25 protein-coding genes are annotated in these 25,393 nt (G+C 66.9%); 9 read left to right on the top strand and 16 right to left on the bottom strand.

Annotation, left to right across the window (positions count from 1 at the left end; genetic code table 11):
- Positions 1 to 116 precede the first annotated feature (116 nt).
- The 4 genes from VG543_RS20260 to folB all read right to left on the bottom strand — a co-directional run bounded on the left by VG543_RS20260 (position 117) and on the right by folB (position 4,824).
- Positions 117 to 674, bottom strand: coding sequence for a hypothetical protein (locus VG543_RS20260; RefSeq protein WP_423179175.1), 558 nt, complete (start codon positions 672 to 674; stop codon positions 117 to 119).
- 130 nt (positions 675 to 804) lie between these two features.
- Positions 805 to 2,979 carry a glycoside hydrolase family 3 N-terminal domain-containing protein gene (locus VG543_RS20265; protein ID WP_171953318.1) on the bottom strand — a complete coding sequence of 725 codons (2,175 nt, stop codon included), beginning with the start codon at positions 2,977 to 2,979 and terminating at the stop codon, positions 805 to 807.
- A gap of 128 nt (positions 2,980 to 3,107) precedes the next feature.
- Positions 3,108 to 4,379, bottom strand: coding sequence for a mechanosensitive ion channel family protein (locus VG543_RS20270; RefSeq protein WP_134731197.1), 1,272 nt, complete (start codon positions 4,377 to 4,379; stop codon positions 3,108 to 3,110).
- A 91-nt stretch (positions 4,380 to 4,470) separates the two neighbouring features.
- Entirely contained in the window at positions 4,471 to 4,824 is a 354-nt protein-coding gene (gene folB, locus VG543_RS20275; RefSeq protein ID WP_005415016.1) for a dihydroneopterin aldolase, read from the bottom strand.
- Positions 4,825 to 5,182: 358 nt separating this feature from the next.
- On the opposite strand from folB, the gene VG543_RS20280 reads away from it, so the two are divergent.
- A complete protein-coding gene (locus VG543_RS20280; RefSeq protein ID WP_021202940.1) occupies positions 5,183 to 5,848 on the top strand; it encodes a hypothetical protein in 666 nt (221 codons plus the stop codon).
- A gap of 33 nt (positions 5,849 to 5,881) precedes the next feature.
- On the opposite strand, the gene tsaD is transcribed toward VG543_RS20280, so the two are convergent.
- On the bottom strand, positions 5,882 to 6,907 hold the full coding sequence (gene tsaD, locus VG543_RS20285; protein ID WP_058981476.1) for a tRNA (adenosine(37)-N6)-threonylcarbamoyltransferase complex transferase subunit TsaD: 1,026 nt from the start codon (positions 6,905 to 6,907) through the stop codon (positions 5,882 to 5,884).
- A gap of 166 nt (positions 6,908 to 7,073) precedes the next feature.
- On the opposite strand from tsaD, the gene rpsU reads away from it, so the two are divergent.
- From rpsU to VG543_RS20315, 6 genes are all read left to right on the top strand, one after another.
- A complete protein-coding gene (gene rpsU / locus VG543_RS20290; RefSeq protein WP_002808376.1) occupies positions 7,074 to 7,289 on the top strand; it encodes a 30S ribosomal protein S21 in 216 nt (71 codons plus the stop codon).
- 133 nt (positions 7,290 to 7,422) lie between these two features.
- Entirely contained in the window at positions 7,423 to 7,866 is a 444-nt protein-coding gene (locus tag VG543_RS20295) for a GatB/YqeY domain-containing protein (protein ID WP_005415013.1), read from the top strand.
- A gap of 104 nt (positions 7,867 to 7,970) precedes the next feature.
- Complete coding sequence (locus tag VG543_RS20300) at positions 7,971 to 8,891, top strand: YihY/virulence factor BrkB family protein (protein ID WP_019662215.1); 921 nt, start codon at positions 7,971 to 7,973, stop codon at positions 8,889 to 8,891.
- A gap of 61 nt (positions 8,892 to 8,952) precedes the next feature.
- Positions 8,953 to 10,692, top strand: coding sequence for a DNA primase (gene dnaG, locus VG543_RS20305; protein ID WP_423179176.1), 1,740 nt, complete (start codon positions 8,953 to 8,955; stop codon positions 10,690 to 10,692).
- A gap of 27 nt (positions 10,693 to 10,719) precedes the next feature.
- The gene (locus VG543_RS20310) at positions 10,720 to 11,220 is read left to right on the top strand and encodes a beta-lactamase hydrolase domain-containing protein (protein WP_423179177.1); all 501 of its coding nucleotides are present in this window, start codon (positions 10,720 to 10,722) and stop codon (positions 11,218 to 11,220) included.
- Between the two features lie 28 nt (positions 11,221 to 11,248).
- Entirely contained in the window at positions 11,249 to 12,220 is a 972-nt protein-coding gene (locus VG543_RS20315) for a bile acid:sodium symporter family protein (RefSeq protein WP_049453414.1), read from the top strand.
- 135 nt (positions 12,221 to 12,355) lie between these two features.
- On the opposite strand, the gene VG543_RS20320 is transcribed toward VG543_RS20315, so the two are convergent.
- The 5 genes from VG543_RS20320 to VG543_RS20340 all read right to left on the bottom strand — a co-directional run bounded on the left by VG543_RS20320 (position 12,356) and on the right by VG543_RS20340 (position 16,783).
- Positions 12,356 to 13,177, bottom strand: a complete 822-nt coding sequence (locus VG543_RS20320; RefSeq protein ID WP_423179178.1) for a calcium-binding protein — start codon at positions 13,175 to 13,177, stop codon at positions 12,356 to 12,358.
- Positions 13,178 to 13,319: 142 nt separating this feature from the next.
- Positions 13,320 to 14,213, bottom strand: a complete 894-nt coding sequence (gene cyoE / locus VG543_RS20325) for a heme o synthase (RefSeq protein ID WP_005407798.1) — start codon at positions 14,211 to 14,213, stop codon at positions 13,320 to 13,322.
- A 4-nt stretch (positions 14,214 to 14,217) separates the two neighbouring features.
- A complete protein-coding gene (locus tag VG543_RS20330) occupies positions 14,218 to 15,381 on the bottom strand; it encodes a COX15/CtaA family protein (RefSeq protein ID WP_019662221.1) in 1,164 nt (387 codons plus the stop codon).
- A 10-nt stretch (positions 15,382 to 15,391) separates the two neighbouring features.
- On the bottom strand, positions 15,392 to 15,961 hold the full coding sequence (locus VG543_RS20335) for a hypothetical protein (RefSeq protein ID WP_005415005.1): 570 nt from the start codon (positions 15,959 to 15,961) through the stop codon (positions 15,392 to 15,394).
- Positions 15,962 to 16,069: 108 nt separating this feature from the next.
- The gene (locus VG543_RS20340) at positions 16,070 to 16,783 is read right to left on the bottom strand and encodes an SURF1 family protein (RefSeq protein ID WP_312543272.1); all 714 of its coding nucleotides are present in this window, start codon (positions 16,781 to 16,783) and stop codon (positions 16,070 to 16,072) included.
- Between the two features lie 57 nt (positions 16,784 to 16,840).
- On the opposite strand from VG543_RS20340, the gene VG543_RS20345 reads away from it, so the two are divergent.
- Positions 16,841 to 17,059 (top strand): twin transmembrane helix small protein, encoded by a 219-nt coding sequence (locus tag VG543_RS20345; protein ID WP_049416782.1) that lies wholly within the window; start codon positions 16,841 to 16,843, stop codon positions 17,057 to 17,059.
- 20 nt (positions 17,060 to 17,079) lie between these two features.
- Here VG543_RS20345 and VG543_RS20350 read toward each other — a convergent pair whose 3' ends face one another.
- Genes VG543_RS20350 through VG543_RS20375 form a run of 6 tightly spaced genes read right to left on the bottom strand, consistent with a single transcriptional unit; the run spans position 17,080 to position 21,894 of the window.
- Entirely contained in the window at positions 17,080 to 17,955 is an 876-nt protein-coding gene (locus VG543_RS20350) for a cytochrome c oxidase subunit 3 (RefSeq protein WP_251103143.1), read from the bottom strand.
- Between the two features lie 13 nt (positions 17,956 to 17,968).
- Positions 17,969 to 18,559 carry a cytochrome c oxidase assembly protein gene (locus VG543_RS20355; RefSeq protein WP_053498717.1) on the bottom strand — a complete coding sequence of 197 codons (591 nt, stop codon included), beginning with the start codon at positions 18,557 to 18,559 and terminating at the stop codon, positions 17,969 to 17,971.
- Entirely contained in the window at positions 18,556 to 18,774 is a 219-nt protein-coding gene (locus VG543_RS20360; protein ID WP_111102238.1) for a hypothetical protein, read from the bottom strand. The genes VG543_RS20355 and VG543_RS20360 overlap by 4 nt, the downstream gene beginning before the upstream one ends.
- 8 nt (positions 18,775 to 18,782) lie before the next feature.
- On the bottom strand, positions 18,783 to 20,390 hold the full coding sequence (ctaD, locus tag VG543_RS20365; RefSeq protein ID WP_111102237.1) for a cytochrome c oxidase subunit I: 1,608 nt from the start codon (positions 20,388 to 20,390) through the stop codon (positions 18,783 to 18,785).
- Positions 20,391 to 20,449: 59 nt separating this feature from the next.
- A complete protein-coding gene (coxB, locus tag VG543_RS20370; protein WP_423179224.1) occupies positions 20,450 to 21,406 on the bottom strand; it encodes a cytochrome c oxidase subunit II in 957 nt (318 codons plus the stop codon).
- A gap of 11 nt (positions 21,407 to 21,417) precedes the next feature.
- Positions 21,418 to 21,894, bottom strand: coding sequence for a DUF2244 domain-containing protein (locus VG543_RS20375; RefSeq protein WP_004153894.1), 477 nt, complete (start codon positions 21,892 to 21,894; stop codon positions 21,418 to 21,420).
- A 274-nt stretch (positions 21,895 to 22,168) separates the two neighbouring features.
- Between VG543_RS20375 and putA the strand changes: the two genes are divergently transcribed.
- Positions 22,169 to 25,387 (top strand): bifunctional proline dehydrogenase/L-glutamate gamma-semialdehyde dehydrogenase PutA, encoded by a 3,219-nt coding sequence (gene putA / locus VG543_RS20380; RefSeq protein WP_423179225.1) that lies wholly within the window; start codon positions 22,169 to 22,171, stop codon positions 25,385 to 25,387.
- The last annotated feature ends 6 nt before the right edge of the window (positions 25,388 to 25,393 follow it).

Here is a 25,393-nt window from a genome sequence, read left to right on the forward strand (position 1 = left end):
AGGCCCCGGTTGGGCGGGCCGCGCGCCGGCACGTGGTACGTACGGGCAGCGGGGGGTTGCGGGCCTGGGGCCGGCACTACCCTGCCAAACGGCCCCGCACGCGTGGCCGTCTGCGTTTACTGGATGGTGATGACCTTCACCTCGGTCTTCGTGCAGGCCTGGTCCAGGCACTGGCCGCTCAACCACACCTGGCCGCTGCCGATCATCACGCCCTGCTGGTTGACGAACACCTTGCCGAAGTCCTGCCCGGACACTGCCTTGACCACCTCCGGCGTGATGATCTTCTCGTAGTTGCGCTGGAACTCTCCGGGGCCGGAGATCTTCTTTCCGCCGCTGATGTTCAACGGGAATCGCACTTCCTCGACCACCGCAGCGCGATCCCCGCCGACCACGGCGGTCTTGAACGCATTGAAGACCTTCTCGAACTGCGCGGCATCGCCAAGCAGCGACTCGATGCGCGCACGCGCATCCTCGGCGGGCGCCTCGGCTGCCGGTGCGTGCGGTGCTAAGTCGGCGGGGCCAGCAGCCGGCGCTGTCGGTTCAGCGGCAGGCGTCGCTGCCGCGCTGGCCTCCATCGGCGGCGGCGCACCCGCCGCAGGCTCGGCCGGCGGTGCCGCCGGCTGCGAACAGGCGGCCAGCATCAGGGCGGGAATCAGGTAGGCCATCCGGCGCATGCGCGCACTCCATCGAAACAGGAGGCCCGATGGTAGCGCCGCCACAGTGACGGCAACAAAAAGGGGACGGAGGGGATTAAGTCGTTTGTGCCACTAACGACTTAATCCCCTCCGTCCCCTTTTTCTTCAATCAGGCCTTCAGCAGTTCGAACTGCACCGCTTCGCCAGCCGCCGAGGACGCGCACACCCACAGGTCGAACAGGCCCGGCTCGGCACGCAGCACGCCGTCGCGGCCGGTAAACGCCAGCTGCTCGCGGGTCAGGGTGAACACCACGTCGGTCGACTCGCCCGGCTGCAGTGCCACCTTGCGGAAGTCCTTCAGTTCGCGCACCGGACGCACGCGGCTGGCCACACGGTCGTGGATGTACAGCTGCACGACTTCTTCGCCAGCAACGCTGCCGGTGTTGGTCAGCGTGGTGGTGATGGTCAGGGTGTCGTCCCAGCCGAGCTGTGCAGTGCTCAGCTGCGGCACGCCGTAGGCGAAGGTGGTGTAGCCGATGCCATGGCCGAACGGGTACAGCGGTTCGTTCGGAATCTCGCGCCAGCGGGCCTTGAACTCCGACATCGTTGGCAGTTCCGGGCGACCGGTGCGCGGGTGGTTGTAGAAGTACGGCTGCTGGCCGGACACCTGCGGGAAGCTGACCGGCAGGCGGCCGGACGGGCTGTAGTCGCCGAACAGCACATCGGCCACGGCATGGCCGGTCTGCGTGCCCAGGTACCAGGTCACCGCCACAGCCTGTGCATTGCGCACCGCGCCCTGCAGCGCCAGCGCGCGGCCATTGCGCAGCAGCACCACCAGCGGCTTGCCGGTCATCGCCACGGCCTCGGCCAGCGCCTGCTGTGCCGGCGGCAGGGTGATCTCCACGCGCGACTGTGCTTCGCCGCTGTAGCGCTGCGGTTCGCCCAGCGCCAGCACCACCACATCGGCGCGCAGCGCGGCAGCCACCGCCGCTTCGGTACCGCCCGGAATGGCCGCTTCCAGTTCGCAGCCCGGCACGATTTCCAGCATCGCTTCGTCGCCGATGGCGGCACGCACGCCGGTCTCCAGGTCCACGTAACGCTGCTTGTCGCCGAACAGCGTCCAGCAGCCTTCGATGTTCTCGCGGTCCTGCACGAACGGGCCGATCAGCGCGATCTTCTGCCCGGTCTTCTGCAACGGCAGCACGTTGTCGCGGTTGTTCAGCAGCACGATCGAACGCCGCGCGGCGTCGCGCGACAGTTGGTCATGCGCGTCGAGGTACGAGGTATCGGCTTCGCGTGCCGGGTCAAGCGAACGGTACGGGTCGTCGAACAGGCCGATGGTTTCCTTCAGCCACAGGATGCGCCGCACGCCCTCATCCAGCACCGCCATCGGCACCTCGCCGCTCTCGACCAGGCCCGGCAGGTGCTCAGCATAGAAGCCGCTCTGCATGCTCAGGTCCAGGCCGGCGGTGAACGCCTTGGCGGTGGCATCGCGGTCGTCGGCGGCATAGCCGTGGGCGACCAGCTCCATGTCAGCGGTGTAGTCGGAGATCACCACGCCCGGGAACTTCCATTCGCCGCGCAGGATGTCGGTCAGCAGTTCAGCGTTGGCACTGGCCGGCACACCGTTGATGTCATTGAACGAGGACATCACGGTGATCGCGCCGGCGTCGAAGGCGGCCTTGAACGGTGGCAGGTGCACGTCGCGCAGGGTCTGCGGCGAGATGTCCACCATGTTGTATTCCATGCCGGCCATCACCGCGCCGTAGGCGGCGAAGTGCTTCGGCGTGGCCAGCAGCGAATCGGCGGCGCGCAGGTCGCTGCCCTGGAAGCCGCGCACGCGGGCGGCGGCGAACGCACAGCCCAGCACCACGTCCTCACCGGCCCCTTCGGCGCCACGGCCCCAGCGCTGGTCGCGGGCGATATCCACGGCCGGGGCGTAGGTCCAGTGCAGGCCAGCGGCCGTGGCCTCGATGGCGGTGGCGCGCGCGGTGCGCTCGGCCAGGTCCGGCTCGAAGCTGGCGGCCTCGCCCAGCGGAATCGGGAACACGGTGCGCATGCCGTGGATGACGTCGGCGGCCAGGATCACCGGGATGCCCAGGCGGCTCTCCTCGGTGGCGACCTGCTGGATGCGACGGCCCAGCTCGGCGCCCACGCCATTGAACAGCGAGCCGACCTTGCCCTCGCGCACCTGCTGCAGCACCTGGTCGGCATTGCGCACGTTGGCTTCCGGGTTCACGTCCGGGGCGAACGGGCGGACCATGTCCGCGAAGACACCCAGCTGGCCGACCTTTTCCTCGACGGTCATCTGGGCAATGAGGGATTCGATGCGTTCGGAGGCCACCGGCAGTCCTTGATGAAAACGTTTACAAGCCCGGCATTCTAGCGATCCCGAGCCATTTGGCGAGAGGTTTCTTCATTCAGTTTCAGCCACCAGCGGGGTCCGTATGGCTCCGCCGGGGCCACCGCAGCTTACTCCGAGCCGGCCAACTGGCGCTGCCCGGCCATCAACATGGCGTCGCTGGACGCCTGGAACACGCGCAGCCCGAAGGCTGGCAGGATCGCCAGCAGGTGGTCGAAGATGTCCGACTGCACGGCCTCGTACTCGCCCCAGGCGGTGCTGCGGGTGAAGCAGTACAGCTCCAGCGGCAGGCCCTCGGTGGTTGGCTGCAGCTGCCGCACCAGCAGGGTCATGTCGGTATGGATGCCCGGATGGCTGCGCAGGTAGCGCTCCACATACGCGCGGAACGTGCCCAGGTTGGTCACCCGGCGGCTGTTGACCTCGGCCATGCCCTGCTCGCGCAGGCGCCCGTTCCACTGCCCCAGTTCCTGTTCCTTGTCGCGCAGGTAGTCGCGCAGCAGCGCGAACTGGCCGAGGAAGGCCAGGTCGCCCTCGTCCAGGAAGCCGACGCTGTGCTGGTCCAGGTACAGCGCGCGCTTGATCCGGCGGCCACCAGCTTCCTGCATGCCGCGCCAGTTCTTGAACGACTCGGTCACCAGCTTCTTGGTCGGGATGGTGGTGATGGTCTTGTCGAAGTTCTGCACGGTGATGGTGTGCAGCGCGATGTCGATGACGTCGCCGTCGGCGTTCTGGCTGGGCATCTCGATCCAGTCGCCGATGCGCACCCGGCCATCGCCGCTGATCTGCACGCTGGCCACCAGCGACAGGATGGTGTCCTGGAAGATCAGCATCAGCACCGCCGTGGCCGCGCCCAGGCCGGTGACCAGATAGCGCAGGTCGACGCCCGCCAGGGTGGCAACGATCGACAGGCCGGCGATCACGAAGAGGACGATCTTGGCGACCTGCAGGTAGCCCTTGATCGGCTTGTTGCGTGCCTCGGGGCGGCGCTCGTACAAATCGTTGGCCGCATCCAGCGCATGCGAGATGGCCAGCACCACGGTCAGGATCGCCCACGCCTGGCAGGCGCCGATGATGAAGCTGACCAGGCCCGGCGGCAGGTCCGGCACGATGCGGATGCCTGAGGCGATCACCTGGCTGGGCACCACGTTGGACAGGCGCGAGATCACCCGCATCAGATGGCTGCCGCGGCCGGTGTCAGCGCCGGGGAGGCGGCTGAGCAGGCGCCGCAGGCCACGCAGCAGGATGCGCTTGGTCACCCAGTTGGCCAGGCCGGCCGCGATCAGCAGCGCCGAGATCATCAACGCCAGGTAGGCGCCGGGATAGGGTTCCAGTGTGTTCTGCAGCCGTTCCAGCCACTGTACCGCCACCACCGCATCCACCATCAGTTGTCTCCTGTCTGTTTCGTTGTTGCCAAGGTTGCTGGCCAGCGGCCGGCACTACCGGGGTTTCCCGCCGTCAGCCGGATTTACCGGGTCAGTCCCGCGAGCGTTCGATGATCACGCCCACCGCGCGCGCGCCGCGCACCGCGCCCGGTTTGCTCAGCTTCAGGCGCAGCCACTTCACGTCGAACTCGTCCAGCACGATCTGCGCGCAGCGCTCGGCCAGCGTCTCGACCAGGCCGAACTCCGACTCGCGCACGAACTGCTCCAGGCGCTTGCTCACCGCCTTGTAGTTCAGGGTATGGGCGATGTCGTCCGTGGCCGCGGGGCGACGGTTGTCGAAGCCCATTTCCAGATCGAACACCAGGTCCTGGCGGATCCGTCGTTCCCAATCGTAGATGCCGATCAGGGCGTCGATCGTCAGCCCCTCGATGAAAACCTTGTCCATTGCGCTTACCCGCCCGAATACAGGCGGCCATGGTAACGGCACGGCGGTGAGCCTGCCCGGAACGGGCGATGGATGGCCGGCACGGGGCGGGCCCGGAAAAGACAAAGGGCCCCGCTAGCGGGGCCCTTTGGTACTACCGTTTGTCCCCAGGGGGAGCTGGAATCCAGCCGCGAGTCCCGGTGGCGCAGGCACGCAGATTAGGCAAGGACCAGATCGCCGGTCAAGGCCAAATCCGACAGGACAGGTCAGGTATTCGTCCGAGGCAAAACGCAGAAAATCAGCCGCGCGGACAAGGACGTTCCCTGATGGTCGCCGCCGCCCACTCTCGCGAACATCGATCCCTCCTTCACCACCGCACATGACGATGGCTCCATACGATGTACTGCGGCGCGCGTTGTCAGCGGAGCGTCTGTCTACTTACGAGAGAATCGCATCGACCTGCGGCCCCGACGTCACAGCCGAATCCCTCTACCTCTGGAACATGCGGCTGTGCAGTGCACTGATGATGCCGGTCCATCTGTGCGAGGTGGTCACCCGCAACGCCGCGGCAATGGTTCTTGTTCGGCAGCACGGTCCACGTTGGCCCTGGAATGATGCCTTCAGACGCAGGCTGCCAACTTCGTCCAGTACTTCTCCACGCACGGCACTGGAACAACTTGCCAGTCGCGCAAGCGATACACCTGAAATCGTCGCCAACCTGCCTATGGTGTTCTGGCAGCAGCTATTCACATGTCGCTTCGATTCCACGCTGTGGATACCGGCACTCAGCGGAGTCCTGCGCCATGCGCCTTGCGCCCACCCCAGTGTCATCCGGAAAGCCATCCACGCGGATATTGGCCGCATCCGCCACCTGCGCAACCGCATCGCCCATCACGAGCCCATCCTCGAGCGCGACATCGGCGCCGACCTGGCCGCGATCGGGCGGCTGATCCATGCCCGCTGCCCACACACCCTGGGCTGGCTGCAGCGCCATGAGCGGGCGACAACCGTACTGGCGGCGTCGCCGTTGGCAGTGCATCGGTAATGCGTCCGCCGGGCATGGCCCGACGCTATCGGTTCACACCGCCGGCAGGGTCGCCATGTCCCAGCGCGGGGTCACATCCACCTTCGGCGGGCTGTGCTGGCCAGCCTGCAGCCGCAGCGCGCCAGCGAAGGCGATCATCGCGCCGTTGTCGGTGCACAGTGCAGGCCGCGGGAAGCAGGCGCGGCCGCCGAGGCGCTCGGCCATCTGCTGCAGGCGGGCGCGCAGGCGCTTGTTGGCACCTACACCGCCGGCAACCACGATCACGTTCGTCCCGGCCGCTTCCAGCGCGCGCTCGCACTTGATCGACAGGGTCTCGACCACCGCGTCCTCAAAGCCCCGGGCAATATCGGCGCGGGTCTGCTCGCTCTGGTCGCTGTCGCGCCAGGCCATCAGGACCTGGGTCTTCAGGCCGGAGAAGCTGAAATCCAGCCCCGGGCGGTCGGTCATCGGCCGCGCGAAGCGGTACGCGCCCGGCGTGCCCTGCTCGGCCAGCCTGGCCAGCTGCGGGCCGCCCGGGTACGGCAGGCCCATCAGCTTGGCGGTCTTGTCGAAGGCCTCGCCAGCCGCATCGTCCAGGGTTTCGCCCAGCAGCCGGTACTGGCCGATCGCATCCACCGCCACCAGCTGGGTATGGCCACCGGACACCAGCAGCGCAACGAACGGGGCCTGCGGCGGGTCGTCTTCCATCAGCGGTGCCAGCAGGTGCCCTTCCATATGGTGTACGCCGACGGCCGGGACCTCCAGCGCCCAAGCCAGTGATCGGGCCACGCCCGCACCCACCAGCAGCGCGCCGACCAGGCCGGGACCGGCCGTATAGGCGACCCCATCGATATCGCCTACACCCAGACCGGCGTCGGCCAGGGTCTGGCGCACCAGCGGCAGCAGCTTGCGGACGTGGTCGCGGCTGGCCAGCTCGGGCACCACGCCACCGTATTCGGCGTGCAGGGCGATCTGGCTGTAGACCGCATGGGCGCGCAGGGCTGCGCTGCCGGCCAGGTCGGTGTCATACACCGCCACGCCGGTCTCATCACAGGAAGATTCGATGCCAAGGACTCGCATGCCTGCTATTATGACGCCCCTGCCGTCCCCTCGGGGAGCGTGCAGATCTCACTGCTTTCGAACCGCCGGCCCGTATTCAGGGTTGGCCGCTTGCAGTTTGTCGATTCGCCGCTATAATGTGCGGCTCGCCGGGCGTGACCCGGTTCTACTGTGTCCCGGAGATTCCATGCCCAGCGTCAAAGTCCGCGAGAACGAGCCCTTCGAGTTTGCTCTTCGCCGCTTCAAGCGCACTTGCGAAAAGGCCGGTGTGCTGGCCGAAACCCGCAAGCGCGAGTTCTACGAAAAGCCGACCCAGGAGCGCAAGCGCAAGGCCGCCGCTGCTGTGAAGCGTCAGCTGCGCCGCTCGTCGCGCGACGTCACCAAGCGTCAGCGCCTGTACTGATCGGACGCATCTTCATCGCGGCGGGCCTGCCCGTTGCGATGGAGCCGAAGCCGGCACGCGCGAGCGTCGCCGGCTTTTTGCGTTTCCGGGTTCGGGCATCCGCCCCGCCCCACCTACCACCACGAGGTTCCTCATGAGCATGAAGCAGCAGCTCACCGAAGACATGAAGGCCGCCATGAAGGCGGGCGAGAAGCACAAGCTGGGCGTGATCCGCCTGATCAATGCCGCCATCAAGCAGCGCGAAGTGGACGAGCGCATCGAGCTGGACGACACCGCCGTGATCGCCGTGCTCGACAAGATGGTCAAGCAGCGCAAGGACTCGGTCAGCCAGTACGAAGCCGCCAACCGCGAAGACCTCGCCGAGATCGAGCGCGCCGAGATCGTGGTCATCGAAGCCTACCTGCCGGCCAAGATGGGCGAAGCCGAGATCGTGGCCGCCATCCAGGCCGCCATCGCCGAGACCGGCGCCTCCGGCCCGGCCGACATGGGCAAGCTGATGGGCGCCCTGAAGCCCAAGCTCGCTGGCCAGGCCGACATGGGCCTGGTGTCCAAGCTGGTCAAGCAGCAGCTGGCGTAATCCGGCAACGGGGTCGGATCCCTTTCGCAACGCGAAAGGGCTCTGACCCCATTGATGTACCCGTTTCACCGCACCTTCGTCGGTCGCCTGCTAAAACCGCACACATGGTTGAACCCGAGCTCAACGTTCCCGTGTCCCTGCACAAGTATCTCAAGCGCCTGCAGGACAGCTTTCCGATGGCGGTGGCCAAGCGCTTCATCGACGTCGACGTGCTGACCCAGGCAGCCTCCGTCTCGTTCTACGCCCTGCTGTCGATGGCACCGCTGCTGGTGCTGCTGCTGTGGTTGACCGCTTCGCTGTACCCGCCGGCACAGCAGGCGCTGGTCGACCAGATCAGCTCGGTGGCCGGCAGCAGTGCTGCGATCGTGGCCGAGACCGTCCTGAAGAACGCCGACAACCAGCCCGACGTCGGCTCGTTGGCAGGGCTGTGGAGCACGCTGCTGCTGTTCGTGGGCGCCACCGCCGTGTTCGCGCAGCTGCAGAACGCACTGAACCTCATCTTCCGCACCAGCGGCGAGCGCCTGGAGGGCCTCAAGGCCTGGCTGCGCAAGCGCGTGTTCTCGTTCGGCGTGGTGCTGGCCCTGGGCTTCCTGCTGATCCTGTCGATGACAGCCACCACGGTACTGCAGGTGGCCTTCGCGCAACTGCCCTCGATCCTCCCCGCGCTGGGTTACGTCACCAGCCTGCTGCTGTACGCGGTGGGGTTCGCCTTCATGTACCACTACCTGCCCGACCGCCGCGTGGCTTGGCGCCAGGCCTTCATCGGCGGTGCCATCACCTCGGCGTTGTTCGCACTGGGCCGCTACGGCATCGGCGTCTACATCGCCACCGTGGCCCCCGGCAGTGCCTACGGCTCGATGGGTGCGCTGGTGATCTCGCTGGTCTGGATCTACTACGCCACCGTCGTGTTCTTCGTTGGCGCCCTGATGACGGCGGTGATCGATGAGCGCCTGCGCGCGCGCCATCACCTGGCCGCAGCCGGCATCGATCCGGCAACCGCCAGCCAGGTGCCCGACAGGGGGTAAACTAGGCCGACCGCCCCCGGTTCCGTCGCGTGGTCCTGCACCGCGCCCTGCCCTGTTGCCCATGGCCCGTATCCCCGACGCTTTCATCGACGACCTGCTCGCCCGCACCGACATCGTCGAGGTGGTGGGCAGCCGCGTGCCGTTGAAGCGCCAGGGCAAGGAGTACGCCGCGCGCTGCCCGTTCCATGACGAGCGCTCGGCCTCGTTCACGGTCTCGCCCACCAAGCAGTTCTATCACTGTTTCGGCTGCGGCGCGCACGGCACCGCGATCAGCTTCCTGATGAACTACGACCGCCTCGAGTTCCTCGACGCGGTGGATGAGCTGGCCAAGCGTGCCGGCATGGAAGTACCGCGCAACGAAAACCCGGGCAGCCCCCAGCAGCAGGACGACAGCCGCGAGCTGTACTCGGCGCTGGACGCCGCTACCAAGTTCTTCCAGAAGAATCTGGAAGGCAGCGAGAAGGCACGCGCGTATCTGGAAAGCCGTGGCGTGGACGAAGCGAACCGCGCGCGCTTCCAGATCGGCTACGCACCGGATGGCTACAGCGGCCTGCGCGATGCGCTGGGCAAGGACGAGCGCCGCATGAAGCTGCTCGACCGCGCAGGCCTGTTCTCCAAGAATGATCGCGGCCACGTCTACGACAAGTTCCGCGACCGGGTGATGTTCCCGATCTTCGACCGTCGTGGCCGGGTGATCGCCTTCGGCGGGCGCGTGTTCGAGAAGGACGACGGCCCCAAGTACCTCAACTCGCCCGAAACCGCGCTCTTCCACAAGGGCCGCGAACTGTACGGCCTGTGGCAGGTGCGCCAGGCCAACCAGAAGATCGAGCGGTTGATCGTGGTCGAGGGCTACATGGACGTGGTCTCGCTGTTCCAGTTCGGGGTCACCCAGGCGGTGGCCACGCTGGGTACGGCGACCACGCCGGACCACGCCGAGCTGCTGTTCCGCAACGCACCGGACGTGTTCTTCTGCTTCGACGGCGACGCCGCCGGCCGCCGCGCCGGCTGGAAGGCGCTGGAGTCGGTGCTGCCGCGCATGAAGGATGGCCGCCAGGCCTTCTTCCTGTTCCTGCCCGATGGCGAAGACCCCGACACCATCGTGCGCAAGGAAGGCGCCGAGGCCTTCAACGAGCGCCTGAAGCAGGCCACGCCGCTGTCGCAGTTCTTCTTCGATGAACTGACCCGCGAGATCAACCTGGGCACGCTGGACGGCAGGGCGCGCCTGGCCGAACGCGCAAAGCCGATGCTGGCGCAGATTCCCGACGGTGCCTTCGGCGACCTGATGAAGCAGCAGCTGGCGCAGCTGACCGGGCTCGGCGGCAACGCCCCGTCTGTGCGCGCGCCGATGCCGCAACGCCAGCCACAGCGGGCGATCCAGCCGGTGGCCAGGCGCAGCCTGGTGCGAGGCGCGATCGCTGTGCTGCTGCAGCAGCCCTCACTGGCGCTGACCCTGGGCGGCCAGCACCACTTCCAGGGCCTTCGCCTGCCCGGTGTGGAACTGCTGCTGGAACTGCTGGGGCTGGTCGAACAGCGCCCGGACATCAGCACCGGCGCCCTGCTGGAACACTTCGACGGCCGCGAGGAACAGGCGTCGCTGCATACGCTGGCCGCTCAGACGCTGCCCGGCACCGAGGCCAGCTGGACCCAGGAACTGCACGATGCTGTGGCCCAGTTGGAGAAACAGCTGCTGGTGCAACGCCTGGAGGAGTTGTTGGCAAAGCAGCGCCAGCAGGGCCTGGATGATACTGACAAGTACGAACTGCGCGAGCTGCTGAAGGCGCGCGCCGGACTGCGCCTGTAGCGGCAGAACGTTTTCACGGAGAGGACCATGCTTCTGCGCCTGACCTGCTTGCTGTTGTTGTCGCTCTGCCCGCCACTGGCGGCCCTGGCCGCAGATGGCCCGCTCAGGGAAGTCCGCCCGGGCCTGTATGCCGGCGGCCAGCCCTCCGCCGCACAACTGCGCGAACTTGCCGCGCAGGGGGTGCGCACCGTGATCGACCTGCGCCAGCCCGGCGAGGACCGGGGTTTCGACGAAACCCGCCTCGCCGAATCATTGGGCCTGCGCTACGTGCGCATTCCGGTGGCCGGTGCCGACGGGCTCGATGCCGCCAACGTGCGCGCCGTACACCAGGCCCTGCGGCAGAGCCAGGGGCCTGTGCTGCTGCACTGTGCGTCCGGCAACCGCGCCGGCGCCGTGCTCGGCCTGGTCAACGCACGCTACGAACATGCCAGCCCCGAACAGGCCCTTCAGCTGGGCCAGCGTGCTGGCCTGACCTCGCTGGAAGCCGCCACCCGCCAACGCCTGGCCACGCCGGTCACCTCGCCCTGAACCCTCCGCACCAAGGACTCTGCCCACCATGACCCGCTGGTGGTCGCGCCTGCGACCGGACAACTTCACCCTCGCCCTGCTGTGCACCGTCGGCCTGGCCTCCCTGCTGCCGATGAAGGGCGCCGCCGCCATCGTCCTCGACGATGTCACCACCGTCGCCATCGCTGCACTGTTCTTCCTGCATGGCGCGCGCCTGCCACGTGAGTCGATCATTGGCGGCATGCTGCACTGGCGGCTGCACCTGACCATCCTGGCCTGCACCTTCCTCCTGTTCCCGCTGCTGGGGCTGATGTTCAAGCCGCTATCGGGCTGGCTGCTGACCCCGGAGCTGTACCTGGGCGTGCTGTTCCTGTGCACCCTGCCCTCCACCGTGCAGTCGTCCATCGCGTTCACCTCGATGGCGCATGGCAACGTGCCCGCAGCGGTGTGCAGTGCCTCGTTGTCGAGCATTCTCGGCGTATTCCTGACCCCGCTGCTGCTGACCGCGCTGGCGGGCACCTCCGGCGGCGTGCACGACCCGCTGCACGCGATCGGCGGCATCATGCTGCAGCTGCTGGTGCCGTTCGTGGCCGGCCACCTGCTGCGGCCGTGGATTGCCGGCTGGGTGGAAAAGCAGCGCGCGCTGCTGCGTTACACCGACCAGGGCACGATCCTGCTGGTGGTGTATTCGGCGTTCGGCGAGGCGGTGACCGAAGGGTTGTGGAGCAAGACGCCGCTGCTTTCGTTGCTGGCCGTGGCCGTGGTGGCTGCCGTGCTGCTCGGCATCGCCATGCCGCTGATCACCTTCATCGCGCGTCGCCTGCGTTTCAACCGCGAGGACGAGATCGCCATCGTGTTCTGCGGCTCGAAGAAGAGCCTGGCCACCGGCGTGCCAATCGCCAAGGTGCTGTTCGCCGGCGGCAGCCTCGGCGCGATCGTGCTACCGGTGATGATCTACCACCAGATCCAGCTGATCGTCTGCGGCGTGATCGCGCAGCGGTATGCGCGGCGCAAGCCATGACCATCCGGGAAATCATCCACGCATGGCGTGGATCTACTGGGCGCGTGGGCCGCTGCGGGAAAACATCACGCATGGCGTGGATCTACTGTAGAGCCGAGCCCATGCTCGGCTGGCGGTTGAATGGCACGTGGATGATCACCAGACCGAATCGCTGTCCAGCAGCCGCGCCACGCTGAAGCGCGGCAGCCATACCTGCAGGTCAAAACTGCGGTCACCGGCAGTGTGCCGCCTGGGCGACTCACCGTCGTAACTGGGCAGCGGACGTACACCACAGCGTTGAGGTGCCGTGCAGCCCCAGCCTTCCCCGCCACGCGCCTCGATACGCACGTTGTAAAGGTCCAGATCCTCCAGGAGTGCCGTCATCGGGGGGTACGCAATCATCTTCGGCTGCGTACGCATGCCATGCACGTTGCCGGTCAGCACCAGCAGCCGCCCGTTCTTCGGCAGTGCCCGCGCGCGCGCCCTTACTTCTTCGGCCATCACCCGGTCACGCGTACCAGTGCCGGCCATGTCGGCGGGAAGCACGCGATCAAAGCCGAACACCTGCACGTCGCGCCCTTGGCTGCGCAGCACGCGTACCGCCTCGATCAGCTCAAGCATGTCCTCGCTGCGACGGCCGTCATGCATCCGGCTACGGACGTTCCAATACGTCGTGCCACGCAATGCAGCGCGCGCCTCGGCTGTGCCGGCAGACGCCGTATAGGTCGCCAGCGCGGCGTTCTCGTCGGTCGGCAGCTCCAGTGCCAACCGCACCGGCGTGCCATCGGCCGCGTAGGCCTCCATCAGCTCCCGTACCAACAGCGGCGTCTCGCGGGTACCGTGGAACTCACCCAGAACTAGGATGCGATGCTCACCGGCATGCTGGCGGATCTGCGCGACGGTGTCGTCGGCATGCGCGGTCACGACCATGCCCAGCGCCAGAATCAGCGCGGTGGTCCAACGGAAGATCGTATGCATCCCTGCTCGCTCCTTTCCTTTGCGGTCAGGAACAGCAATGGCGACGCCGCTGGAAGAGATCAAGTGTAGAGCCGAGCCCACGCTCGGCTGCTCTTCCAACCACCCCTCAGCCGAGCATGGGCTCGGCTCTACAGGTGGCGCTTTACAACCAGGGCAGGATCCAGTGGTCCACCAGCAGGAACGCGAACAGCGCCATCAGGTAGACGATGGAGTAATAGAACATCTTCATCGAGAACAGCTCATCCGGCGGGTTGAGCATGCGCCAGGCGTACCAGAGGAACACGGCGTTGAGCACGATCGCGCCGCCCAGGTAGAACGCACCACTCATGCCCACCAGGTATGGCAACAGGCAGACCAGCGCCAGCACCACCGAATACACCATGATCTGCTTGCGGGTGTGCACCACGCCGTGGGTCACTGGCAGCATCGGGATCTCCGCCTTGGCGTAGTCCTCGCGGCGGAAGATCGCCAGCGCCCAGAAGTGCGGCGGGGTCCAGATGAAGATGATCAGCACCAGCAGCGACGAGTACGCCCAGTCCGACGAGCCCTGCATGCCGGTCACCGCCGCCCAGCCCAGCATCGGCGGCATCGCGCCGGCCAGGCCACCGATGACGATGTTCTGCGAGGTCGCACGCTTGAGGTACACGGTGTAGATCACCGCGTAGCCGATCAGCGAGGCGAAGGTCAGCACGGCGGTGATCAGGTTCACCCACAGCACCAGGATGGTCATCGACAGCACGATCAGCACGCCGGCAAACACCAGCACCTGCCATGGCTTGACCTTGCCCACCACCAGCGGACGCCACGAGGTGCGCGCCATCTGCGCATCGATGTGCGCGTCCAGCAGCTGGTTGATGGCGGCTGCGGCCGAGGCCGCCAGCCAGATGCCGAGGAAACCGAGCACGCCGGCGCGCACCTGCTCCCAGCTGGGCACGCCCGGGATTGCCAGGACCATGCCGACCAGGGCGGTGAAGACGATCAGGGCAACGACCTTGGGCTTGGTCAGGTCCCAGTACTGGCGGTAATTGGAAAACATGGAGTCAGTCCGGGGCGCGCAGGCGGGCCAGCAGGCTGACCAGCACGAACAACAGGGCAACGGCCACGCCGTTGTGGGCCACCGCCACTTCCAGCGGCAGCGCCAGCTTCACATTGAGGATGCCGAGGGTGACCTGCAGCACCAGCAGCGCGATCAGCGCGCTGGCCCAGCCGCGCATGCTCGGCAAACGGAACAGGCGCACGCCCAGCCACAGCAGGTAGACGGCCACCACCACGGCGAACAGGCGATGGGCCATCTGGATGGCGATACGCGAGGCGCCATCGAGCACGCCGCCTTCGTAATCCACGCCGATGCCACGCCACAGCGTGAAGCCTTCGACGAAGTTGTGCTGCGGCCACCACTGGTTGGCGCAGCGCGGGAAGTTGTCCAGCGAGGCGCTGCCACCGCCGCAGGCCAGCGCCGCATAGTTGGCGCTGACCCAGCCGCCCAAGGCGATCTGGGTGACCAGCACGGCCAGGCCGATGCGCAGCAGCCACTTCAGCTTCGGCGCCTCGGCCAGGGTGATCGGCATGTGCGTGGCACGCCACGCCATCCAAGCCAGCAGCGCGAACATCAGCATGCCGCCCAGCAGGTGCCCCATCACCACGATGGGCTTGAGCAGCAGGGTCACCGTCCACATGCCCAGCAGGGCCTGGAAGATCACCACCGCCAGGGTCAGCAGTGCAGCGCGTGCCAAGTCGATGTTGCTCCAGCGCAGCGCGGCGATCAGCAGGATCGCCTCGCCGATCAGAGCCAAGGTACTGGCGGTGCCATGCCAGCCCATCATGTACAGCGGTATGCCGGCGGCCACCAGCACGCAGGCGGTCACCACCGCCGTGCTTCCGAATCGCCGCTTGCGCGTGGCCAGCAGGGCCAGGGTCAGGATCTCGATGCCCAGCGCGCCGGCCAGGAAGCGGTGCACCTGCTCACGCCAGGCCTTGTGGGTCTCCAGCGGGCGGATCTCCGCCGCCGGGTGGCCGATGGTCTCTTCCACGTGCTGCGGCCAGGTGGCCTGGCCATAGCAGGTCGGCCAGTCCGGACAGCTCAGGCCGGCATCGGACAGGCGTACGAACGCGCCGAACATGATCGTGCTCGCGGTCATGATCATGGCGAACCACGCCAGGCGGTGGAAATTGCGGTGCAGCGCCGGACGCGCGGAAAGGCTCATCAAACGGGACTCACTTCAGTTTCAGCAACGTGGCCATGTCCTTGCGCAGGCCACCCAGGTCGGAACCCGGGGCATGGCGCATGATCACGAAGCCGTTCGGATCGATCACGTAGACCGGCAGTCCCGCCGGATCATCGACGCCCGGCAACGCCGCGCGCAGGGCTGGCGACGGAGCCAGCGGCCGCAGCGCGGGCAGCGAGGCGATCGACGCCGGTGGCGTACCCAGCCACAGGATCTCGACATTATCGGCGTTATGGCCGAACAGCTGCCACACCTTGCCCAGTCCCTGCGACAAAGTGACGCACTGCGCGTCGCAGGCACCGGCCGGTGCCACCAGCAGGCGCCAGGTGCGGGCCTCGGGGTTCCAAGGATAGGGCTGGCCACTGGCCAGGGTCGGCGTCTGCTGGCGCAGGTCCACGGGCGGCTTCAGCAGTTGGCCGGCATTGCGGTGCCCGGTGGGCTGCCAGCCGGAGAAGCGCAATACCGCGGCCAGCGCCATCGCCCCGAAGAACACGGCAAACAGCAGCACCAGGGTCCGGCGGCCGGAGCCGCGCGCCTGCGGGGACGTAGCAGTGTTCATGCGGGGCATTTTCTCATGGTTGGGTGAGGGATGCGGGTGTGACGCCGCGGTAGTGCCGGCCGCTGGCCGGCATCCAGGAATGCGGGGGTTGCCGGCCAGCGGCCGGCACTACCAGGCAGCACGTCGCCTGCGCCACTCCAGTACCAGCACGACCACCAGCACGGTCAGGGCCAGGCCGAACCACTGCACGGCGTAGCCCAGGTGGCGCTGCGGCGGCAGCGTGTTCGGCAGCAGGTCCAGGTCGCGCTCATCGCCGAAGGGCAGCGCCGGGTCCAGGCGCAGGACCCGTTCCGGCAACGCCGGCACACCCAGTGCTGCGGCCATGCCCTCGGCCGGCAACCGGCTGGCCAGCCAGCGCCCCGCCTCACTGGTGGCAGAAAATGCCGGCCCCAGCACCAGTCCCGCCGACGGTGGCGGCGCGAGCAGCCCGCGCACGGCCACCGGCGAAGGCGGCGACGGCACCTCCGGAAGCGTGCGATCCGGCGGCAGCGCGCGCCAGCCCAGATCGACCAGCAGCACGCTGCCCTCGTCACTGCGGAACGGGCGATAGATCTTCACGCCGGCGCGGCCATGCCGGATCTGGTTGTCCAGCAGCACCACGCCGGGCAGGAAGCGGCCATGGTCGGCCACGCCATGCAACGCGCCCGGTGCGGCCAGCGCCTGGGCCAGCGACAGCGTCTGAGCCACGGCTGGACCCTGTGCATCCAACATTGCCTGTTTGGCATGCATGCGCTGCAGCTGCCACAGCCCCAATGCGGTGAATCCGGCCATCGCCAGCACGGCCAGCAGCCATCCGAACACGCGCGTGTGCTGGCGCATCATGACAAGTCCGCGCAAACGCGGTCAGATAGGCACATCCACCCTGCCCTCGAGCCGCGCATGAGTGATTCGCTGAAGACCCTGCTGGTAATCGCGTTTCTGATCGTCATCGTCTGGAATCTGGGCGCCGGCCTGTACTACCTGCTGGTCGACCGCGGCCAGACCAAGCGCACGGTCAACGCGCTGACACGTCGCATCGCGGTGTCGGTGGCATTGATCGTACTGGTGATCGTGAGCATCTACATGGGCTGGATCAAGCCGCACGGCGTCGGCGGCTGAGGCCACCGATGCGTGCGCGGTCAAAGCACGTAGACGAACAGGAACAGCATCAGCCACACCACGTCGACGAAGTGCCAGTACCACGCGGCGGCTTCGAAACCGAAATGGTTGTCGCGGGTGAAGTGTCCCTTGGCCGAACGCAGCCACATCACGATCAGCATGATCGTGCCCAGCAGCACGTGCGCGCCGTGGAAGCCGGTCAGCATGAAAAAGGTTGAACCGTAGATGCCCGAGCCGAGCGTCAGGTTCAGTTCCTTGTAGGCGTGGATGTACTCCTCCGCCTGCAGGGTCAGGAAGCCCAGGCCAAGCACCACGGTCAGGCCCAGCCAGATCAGCAGCTGGCGGCGGTTGCCGGCCTTCAACGCGTGATGGGCGATGGTCAGGGTCACGCCTGAGGTGAGCAGGATCAGCGTATTGATCAGCGGCAGGCCCCACGCCGGGATGGTCTGGAAGGCACCACCGATCGCCGCCGGGCCATTGGTCGGCCATCCGGCGGAGTAGCCCTGCCAGAGCAGCTCGTTGGTCATCACCCCGCGGCCTTCGCCACTGAGCCACGACAGGCCCAGGTTGCGGGTGTAGAACAGCGCGCCGAAGAAGGCGCCGAAGAACATCACTTCGGAGAAGATGAACCAGATCATCCCCATCCGGAACGAGCCATCGACCTGCTGGTTGTAGTTGCCGGCCTGCGATTCGCGCACCACGTCGCTGAACCACCAGAACAATGTCAGCACCAGCATCGCGATACCGATGTAGAACGTCCAGCGCCCCCAGCTGGCATCGTTGAGCCAGCTGGCTACGCCCACCATGGTCACCATCATCGCGATGGAGCCCACGAACGGCCATTTGCTCTGGGCCGGGACGAAGTACACGTTGGCGTCGGTCGGTGTCTGGGCCATGTCGGTATCCGGGTCAGGGTGCGGCGTGCGCGCCGTCCGAGGTGGCGGCCGGGGCCAGCCGATCGGACAGCGCGTCGTTGCGGTAGAAGGTGTAGGACAAGGTGATCGTCTTGATCTCCGGCGGCAGGTCCGGATCGACGATGAAACGCACCGGCATGTCGCGCTTCTCGCCGGCCTGCAGCGTCTGCGCGGTGAAACAGAAACATTCGGTCTTGCTGAAGAAGCCCGAGGCACGCGCCGGCGCCACCGAAGGCACCGCACTGCCGACCACCGCCTGCTGGCTGTCGTTGCGGGCGAAGTACAGCGCCTCGTTGAGTTCGCCGGGCACCACATCCATGGTCAGCTGCTCGGGATGGAACGACCACGGCAGGCGCGAATTGACGCCGCCATCGAACTCCACCCGCACGGTGCGCTTGCCAGCTGCAGCACCCGTACTGGCTTCACCACCCGGGCCGCGTTCCAGGCGCACGCCGAATACCTTTTCGCAGGCAATGCGGTACAGCGGCACCAGCGAGAAGGTCAGCAGGAACACCGCCACTGCCACGCCGATCAGGCGCGGCAGCCCGGCACTGGGTGACCGCGTGCTGGCCGGTGCCTCGCTCATCGGCCGATCACCCCGCTGAGGATGAAGCCGACGTAGACCAGCACCGCGATGGCGCCCACCCACATCGCCGTGCGCCTGGCGCGCTGGCGCTGCTGTTCGATGCCGTTTTCCGGGGCGTCGCCCGGGCTGTTGTAGAGCCGAGCCATGCTCGGCTGCTCCACGTCAGCCGAGCATGACTCGGCTCTACAGGTCTGCAGTGGGCTCTCGTTATGCATGCCCCACCTCAATGCGTGATGTCGTCATGCGCCAGATCGCCCGGGCGGATGGTCGGCGGCGTGGTGAAGGTATGCGCCGGTGCCGGCGACGGCAGCGTCCACTCCAGCCCGCGTGCACCTTCCCAGCTGCGTGCTTCGGCCTTCTCACCGCTGCGCAGCGACGACAGCAGGATCGCGGCCATCATGAACGGGGTGACGAACATGCCGAACGCACCGATCGAGCTGATCAGGTTCCAGTCGGCAAACGCCACGCTGTAGTCGGGAATGCGGCGCGGCATGCCGGCCAGGCCGAGGAAGTGCTGCGGGAAGAACAGCAGGTTGACGAACACGATCGACCACCAGAAGTGCACCTTGGCCCACTTCTCGCTGTACATCCGCCCGGTCCACTTCGGCCACCAGTAGTACACCGCTGCAATCAGCGCGAACACCGCACCGGTCACCAGCACGTAGTGGAAGTGGGCGACCACGAAGTAGGTGTCGTGGTACTGGAAGTCGGCGGCGACGATCGCCAGCATCAGGCCGGAGAAGCCACCGATGGTGAACAGGATGACGAAGGCCACCGACCACAGCATCGGTGCCTCGAACGTCAGCGAGCCACGCCACATGGTGCTGACCCAGTTGAACACCTTCACGCCGGTCGGGATCGAGATCAGCATGGTGGCGAACATGAAGTAGATCTCGCCGCCCAGCGGCATGCCCACGGTGAACATGTGGTGGGCCCAGACGATGAACGACAGGAACGCGATCGCGGCGGTGGCGTACACCATCGCCTGGTAGCCGAACAGCGGCTTGCGGCTGAAGGTCGGGATGATCTCGCTGACCACGCCGAAGGCGGGCAGGATCATGATGTAGACCTCGGGGTGCCCGAAGAACCAGAAGATGTGCTGGTACATCACCGGGTCACCGCCACCGGCGGCGTTGAAGAAGCTGGTGCCGAAGAACTTGTCGGTCAGCAGCATGGTCACCGCACCGGCCAGCACCGGCATCACCGCGATCAGCAGGAAGGCGGTGATCAGCCAGGCCCAGCAGAAGATCGGCATCTTCAGCAGGTCGATGCCCGGCGCGCGCATGTTCAGCACAGTGGCGATGATGTTGATCGCACCCATGATCGAACTGATGCCGGCCACGTGGATGGCGAACACGCTGAAGGCCACGTTGTAGCCGCCCTGCAGCGACAGCGGCGGATACAGCGTCCAGCCACCCGCCGGCGCACCACCGGGTAGGAACAGGGTCAGCAGCAGCAGGCTGAAAGCCACCGGCAGCAACCAGAACGACCAGTTGTTCATGCGCGGCAGCGCCATGTCCGGCGCGCCGATCTGCAGCGGGATCATCCAGTTGGCCAGGCCGACGAAGGCCGGCATCACGCCACCGAAGATCATCACCAGCGCATGCACGGTGGTCATCTGGTTGAAGAACTCGGGCTTGACGAACTGCAGGCCCGGCTGCGCCAGCTCGGCGCGGATCACCACGCTCATCGCCGCGCCGATGATGAACATGATGAAGCTGAAACCGAGGTACAGCGTGCCGATGTCCTTGTGGTTGGTCGAGAAGAACCAACGCTCGAAGAAGCTCTGGTGGTGATGGTGATCGTCGTGCCCAACTGCCGAGTGCGCCATTGCAAAACACCTCTCAGAATCGGTTGTCACCACGGCCGCGAGCGGCCGCGGGCTTTACATCACGCTCCGCTGGCCGCGCTGGCAGGCGCGCTGCCCGCTTCGGCAGCAGCAGGCGCAGCCGGTGCCTCGCCCGCCGGTGCAGCCGGTTCGGCAGGTGCCGCAGGCGTGGCGGGCTCGGCGGGCGGCGCCGGCTTGCGCTGCGCCAGCCACTTCCTGAAGTCCTCCTTGGACACCGCCTCGACCACGATCGGCATGAAGCCGTGGTCCTTGCCGCACAGCTCGGCGCACTGGCCGCGGTAGACACCGGGCTGCTCGATGCGGGTCCAGGCTTCGTTGATGAAGCCGGGGATGGCGTCCTGCTTCCAGCCCAGCGCCGGCACCCACCAGGCGTGGATCACGTCGTCGGAGGTGATGACGAAACGCACCTTGGTATCGACCGGCAGCACCAGGCGGTTGTCGACATCCAGCAGGTAGTGCGGATGGCTTTCGCGGGTCGGCACGATGCCACTTTGCCGCACGCGGTCGGACTCGCGGTCCAGGCGGCTGGTGAAGGTGACGTTCTCCCCGAGGTATTCGTACTTCCACATCCACTGGTAGCCGGTGACCTTCACCGTCATCTCGGCATCGCGGGTGTCGTACATCTTGATCAGGTTGGCGGTGGCCGGCCAGGCCATCACGATCAGGATGATCACCGGGATCACCGTCCAGATTACTTCGGCCTTGGTGTTGTGGCTGAAGGTGGCGGCGACCGCGCCCTTGGATTTGCGGAACTTGAAGATGGCATAGGCCATCGCGCCGAACACGATGACGCCGATCACCGTGCAGATGATCAACGAGAGATTGTTCGATTCCCAGGCCAGGCGTGAGGTCTGGGTCACCCCCTTGCCCATGTTCAGCTGCCACGGCTTCGGATCGGCCGCCTGGGCCCGGGCCAACGCCGGCATCAGTCCCCCGGTCGCCAGCACTGCGGCAACCGCGTTCACGCACTTCGTGCCCCACCTGCTGCTTTGCTTCATTGCCTAGACCCTTAGCGTCGTCGGTTGCCGCCATCGCTGGCGGCGAGCAAGCTTTCAAGTGTCTCTGCAAGCGTCTGACGTTCGGCCGGCGCGAGGAAACTCCCCACCTCCACCTGCCGGCCGCTGGACGCCAGCCGGACCCTCTCATCGTCGGTGAGCAGGCGCACCCAATGGGGGTGGGCCCGGAACACCGGCGATCCACCGGGTACGGGGATGACCTCCACGTACGCCGGCACTACCCGGATCTCCTCCTGCCGTTCACCGCTGCGCCACAAGGCACGCAGCGCCGCCGCCAGCACCAGGCTGTACAGCAGCGCGAACAGGGGGGCGAACGCATTGCCGGCCAACCACCCGAGGGCGGACACCAGCCACATCGCACCCGACAACACGGTGAACAACAGGACGAACTGCCGGGCATCGAGCGCCCGTGGGGGACGCAGCCGCAGCTGCGTACCTGACCCATCCGGAGCTGGAAGCACCTCGATCATGTCGCAACCGCGTTCCTGCCGCGGGAAACGTCTCGATGGTAGCCCCGCCCTCTCGCCGGTAGCAAGGGTGCATTCACACTTTTTCCGATGCTGCAACACAGCATGCGGTCGGCGGCACGGATGACGAATTCAGCACAAATATCGCCGGGTTTGCTGAACACGCCGAATCCACCACCGTTAGTGGCTATCAGCCCTTCATGAAGGTGTCTGCGTGGCACTTCCGAAGGCCGCAAAAATGATTAAAATCGCCAAGTTTTCCACTGGCCGGACCGGCATGAACGCACCTTCCTCCTCCCCTGCCGCCCACGACGCCCCGCGTCCGGGCGCGCTGCTGTCGCCGGAACTGCCGGCGCCCCCCAACCCGTTCCGCCAGGCCATCACCGATGCCTGGTTGAAGGACGAGGCGAGCCACGTGCGTGAACTGCTGGCGCAGGCCCGCCTGCCCGCCGACGAGCAGGCCCGGGTGCAGGCACTGGCCGCCGACCTGGTCGGCCGCGTGCGCGTGCGTGCCAAGGACCAGGGCGCGATCGAAGCCTTCATGCGCCAGTACGACCTGGGCAGCGAGGAAGGCGTGCTGCTGATGTGCGTGGCCGAAGCGCTGCTGCGTATTCCGGACCAGGACACCGCCGACAAGCTGATCCGCGACAAGCTGGCCGATGCCGACTGGGAAAAGCACCTGGGCGGCAGCGACTCGGTGCTGGTCAATGCCTCCACCTGGGGCCTGATGCTGACCGGCAAGCTGGTGCAGATGAACGACGCCACGCGCGCCGATGCGCCCAGCGCATTCAAGCGCCTGGTCGGCCGCGTCGGTGAGCCGGTGGTGCGCCTGGCCGTGCGCCAGGCGATGAAGATCATGGGCCACCAGTTCGTCATGGGCCGCACCATCAGCGAAGCGCTGGCGCGCTCGCACAAGGGCGACAACGCCAGCTACCGCTACTCGTTCGACATGCTCGGCGAAGGCGCGCTGACCATGAAGGACGCGCTGCGCTACCTGGAAGACTACCGTCGTGCGATCCACGCCATCGGCGGCGATCACAAGGCCCGCGGTGGCCGTCCGGACGGCGACGTCAACAACGCGCCGGGCATCTCGATCAAGCTGTCGGCGCTGTACCCGCGCTACGAGCACGCCAAGCGCGAGCGCGTGCTGAAGGACCTGGTGCCGGGCGTGCTGGAACTGGCACAGCTGGCCAAGAGCTACGGCATCGGCTGCACCGTCGACGCCGAAGAGTCCGACCGCCTGGAACTGTCACTGGACATCATCGAGCAGGTGTTCTCCGACGCCTCGCTGGCTGGCTGGGATGGCTTCGGCGTGGTCGTGCAGGCCTACCAGAAGCGCACGCCATACACGATCGACCACCTGGCCGACATGGCACGCCGCGCCGGTCGGCGCCTGCAGGTGCGCCTGGTCAAGGGCGCCTACTGGGATGCCGAGATCAAGCGCGCGCAGATCGAAGGCTACCCGGGCTACCCGGTGTTCACCCGTAAGCAGAACACCGATGTGTCCTACCTGGCCTGCGCCAAGCGGCTGTTCACCCATGCGGACGCGATCTACCCGATGTTCGCCACGCACAACGCGCACACCATCGCGGCCGTGCGCAGCATCGCCAACGGCGGCGTGTACGAGCACCAGAAGCTGCACGGCATGGGCGACGACCTGTACGCCGAAGTGGTGCCGGCCGATCGCTTGAACCTGCCCTGCCGCGTGTACGCCCCGGTCGGTTCGCACGAAGACCTGCTGCCGTACCTGGTGCGCCGCCTGCTGGAAAACGGTGCCAACTCCAGCTTCGTCAACCGCATCACCGACGAGCGCGTGCCGATCGCCGACCTGATCCGCGATCCGGTCGAGATGGTCGCCTCGTTCGAATCGATTCCGCATCCCAAGATCCCGCTGCCGGTTGACCTGCTGCGCAGCCAGAACCACGACAGGAAGAACTCCATGGGCGCCAACCTCGCCAACGACAACGAACTGCGCGCCCTGGCCGAGCAGATCAACGCGGCCGTCAAGCCGTGGCAGGCCGCTCCGCTGGTACCGGGTGCGAACCCGGCCGGCGCCGCGCTGCCGGTGACCAACCCGGCCGACACCCGCGAAGTGGTCGGCCAGTGGCTGGCCGCCGATGCCGCCACCGTGCAGAAGGCCCTGGCCAACGCCGTGGCCGCACAACCGGCCTGGAACCGCACCCCGGCCGCCAGCCGCGCCGCCATCCTCGAACACGCCGCTGACCAGCTGGAAGCGCGCATGCCGGAGTTCATGGCGCTGTGCGTGAAGGAAGCCGGCAAGAGCCTGCCCGACAGCATCGCCGAAGTGCGCGAAGCCGTGGATTTCCTGCGCTACTACGCCAAGCAGGCGCGCGAGCAGTTCAGCCACGCCGAGAAGCTGCCGAGCCCGACCGGTGAATCCAACGAGCTGCAGCTGCACGGCCGCGGCGTGTTCGTCTGCATCAGCCCGTGGAACTTCCCGCTGGCGATCTTCCTGGGCCAGGTCGCCGCCGCACTGGCCGCCGGCAACAGCGTCATCGCCAAGCCGGCCGAGCAGACCAACCTGATCGGCTACTACGCGGTGAAGCTGCTGCACGATGCCGGCGTGCCGGCCGAGGTGGTGCAGTTCCTGCCGGGCGACGGCGCCACCGTGGGTGCAGCGCTGACCGCCGACCCGCGCGTGGCCGGCGTGGCCTTCACCGGCTCCACCGAGACCGCCCGTGCGATCAACCGCGCGATGGCCGCGCGTGATGCCGCCATCGGTGTGCTGATCGCCGAAACCGGCGGCCAGAACGCCTTCATCGCAGATTCCTCTGCGCTGCCGGAGCAGCTGGTCAAGGACGCGATCGGTTCGGCCTTCACCTCCGCCGGCCAGCGCTGCTCGGCCGCGCGCGTGCTGTTCGTCCAGGACGACATCGCCGACAAGGTGATGACCATGCTGGCCGGCGCGATGAAGGAGCTGAAGGTCGGCAACCCCGGCCTGCTGTCCACCGACGTCGGCCCGGTGATCGACGCCGATGCGCTGAAGATCCTGCAGGACCACGCCGAGCGCATGGACCGCGAAGCGCGCCTGATCGCCGCCGCCGAGCTGTCCGCCGAAACGGCGCACGGCACCTTCTTCGCGCCGCGCGCATACGAACTGAAGGACCTGGGCCAGCTGCAGAAGGAAGTCTTCGGTCCGGTCCTGCACGTGATCCGCTGGAAGGGCGACCAGCTCGACGCGGTGATCGACCAGATCAACGCTACCGGCTACGGCCTGACCCTGGGCGTGCATTCGCGCATCGACGAAACCGTTGACCGCATCAGCAATGGCGTCCATGTCGGCAACGTGTACGTCAACCGCAACCAGATCGGTGCAGTGGTCGGCGTGCAGCCGTTCGGCGGCCAGGGCCTGTCCGGCACCGGCCCGAAGGCCGGCGGCCCGCACTACCTGCTGCGCTTTGCCACCGAAAAGACGGTGACGGTGAACACCACCGCCGCCGGCGGTAACGCCTCGCTGCTGACCCTGGGCGACTGATCGCCT

The organism is Stenotrophomonas sp. CASM101 (assembly GCF_049384845.1).
Taxonomy (GTDB): domain Bacteria; phylum Pseudomonadota; class Gammaproteobacteria; order Xanthomonadales; family Xanthomonadaceae; genus Stenotrophomonas; species Stenotrophomonas hibiscicola.

Bases quoted from the DNA above. Each gene is read 5' to 3' on its own strand.
- dnaG (WP_423179176.1), top strand. From the start codon at position 8,953: ATGGCCCGTATCCCCGACGCTTTCATCGACGACCTGCTCGCCCGCACC.
- VG543_RS20330 (WP_019662221.1), bottom strand. From the start codon at position 15,381: ATGAGCCTTTCCGCGCGTCCGGCGCTGCACCGCAATTTCCACCGCCTG.
- putA (WP_423179225.1), top strand. From the start codon at position 22,169: ATGAACGCACCTTCCTCCTCCCCTGCCGCCCACGACGCCCCGCGTCCG.
- VG543_RS20260 (WP_423179175.1), bottom strand. From the start codon at position 674: ATGCGCCGGATGGCCTACCTGATTCCCGCCCTGATGCTGGCCGCCTGT.
- VG543_RS20350 (WP_251103143.1), bottom strand. From the start codon at position 17,955: ATGGCCCAGACACCGACCGACGCCAACGTGTACTTCGTCCCGGCCCAG.
- VG543_RS20335 (WP_005415005.1), bottom strand. From the start codon at position 15,961: ATGAACACTGCTACGTCCCCGCAGGCGCGCGGCTCCGGCCGCCGGACC.
- VG543_RS20270 (WP_134731197.1), bottom strand. From the start codon at position 4,379: ATGGTGGATGCGGTGGTGGCGGTACAGTGGCTGGAACGGCTGCAGAAC.
- VG543_RS20310 (WP_423179177.1), top strand. From the start codon at position 10,720: ATGCTTCTGCGCCTGACCTGCTTGCTGTTGTTGTCGCTCTGCCCGCCA.
- VG543_RS20345 (WP_049416782.1), top strand. From the start codon at position 16,841: ATGAGTGATTCGCTGAAGACCCTGCTGGTAATCGCGTTTCTGATCGTC.
- tsaD (WP_058981476.1), bottom strand. From the start codon at position 6,907: ATGCGAGTCCTTGGCATCGAATCTTCCTGTGATGAGACCGGCGTGGCG.
- VG543_RS20340 (WP_312543272.1), bottom strand. From the start codon at position 16,783: ATGATGCGCCAGCACACGCGCGTGTTCGGATGGCTGCTGGCCGTGCTG.
- VG543_RS20315 (WP_049453414.1), top strand. From the start codon at position 11,249: ATGACCCGCTGGTGGTCGCGCCTGCGACCGGACAACTTCACCCTCGCC.
- rpsU (WP_002808376.1), top strand. From the start codon at position 7,074: ATGCCCAGCGTCAAAGTCCGCGAGAACGAGCCCTTCGAGTTTGCTCTT.
- VG543_RS20320 (WP_423179178.1), bottom strand. From the start codon at position 13,177: ATGCATACGATCTTCCGTTGGACCACCGCGCTGATTCTGGCGCTGGGC.
- VG543_RS20295 (WP_005415013.1), top strand. From the start codon at position 7,423: ATGAGCATGAAGCAGCAGCTCACCGAAGACATGAAGGCCGCCATGAAG.
- VG543_RS20360 (WP_111102238.1), bottom strand. From the start codon at position 18,774: ATGCATAACGAGAGCCCACTGCAGACCTGTAGAGCCGAGTCATGCTCG.
- VG543_RS20355 (WP_053498717.1), bottom strand. From the start codon at position 18,559: ATGAGCGAGGCACCGGCCAGCACGCGGTCACCCAGTGCCGGGCTGCCG.
- VG543_RS20300 (WP_019662215.1), top strand. From the start codon at position 7,971: ATGGTTGAACCCGAGCTCAACGTTCCCGTGTCCCTGCACAAGTATCTC.
- VG543_RS20375 (WP_004153894.1), bottom strand. From the start codon at position 21,894: ATGATCGAGGTGCTTCCAGCTCCGGATGGGTCAGGTACGCAGCTGCGG.
- VG543_RS20280 (WP_021202940.1), top strand. From the start codon at position 5,183: ATGACGATGGCTCCATACGATGTACTGCGGCGCGCGTTGTCAGCGGAG.
- coxB (WP_423179224.1), bottom strand. From the start codon at position 21,406: ATGAAGCAAAGCAGCAGGTGGGGCACGAAGTGCGTGAACGCGGTTGCC.
- cyoE (WP_005407798.1), bottom strand. From the start codon at position 14,213: ATGTTTTCCAATTACCGCCAGTACTGGGACCTGACCAAGCCCAAGGTC.
- folB (WP_005415016.1), bottom strand. From the start codon at position 4,824: ATGGACAAGGTTTTCATCGAGGGGCTGACGATCGACGCCCTGATCGGC.
- ctaD (WP_111102237.1), bottom strand. From the start codon at position 20,390: ATGGCGCACTCGGCAGTTGGGCACGACGATCACCATCACCACCAGAGC.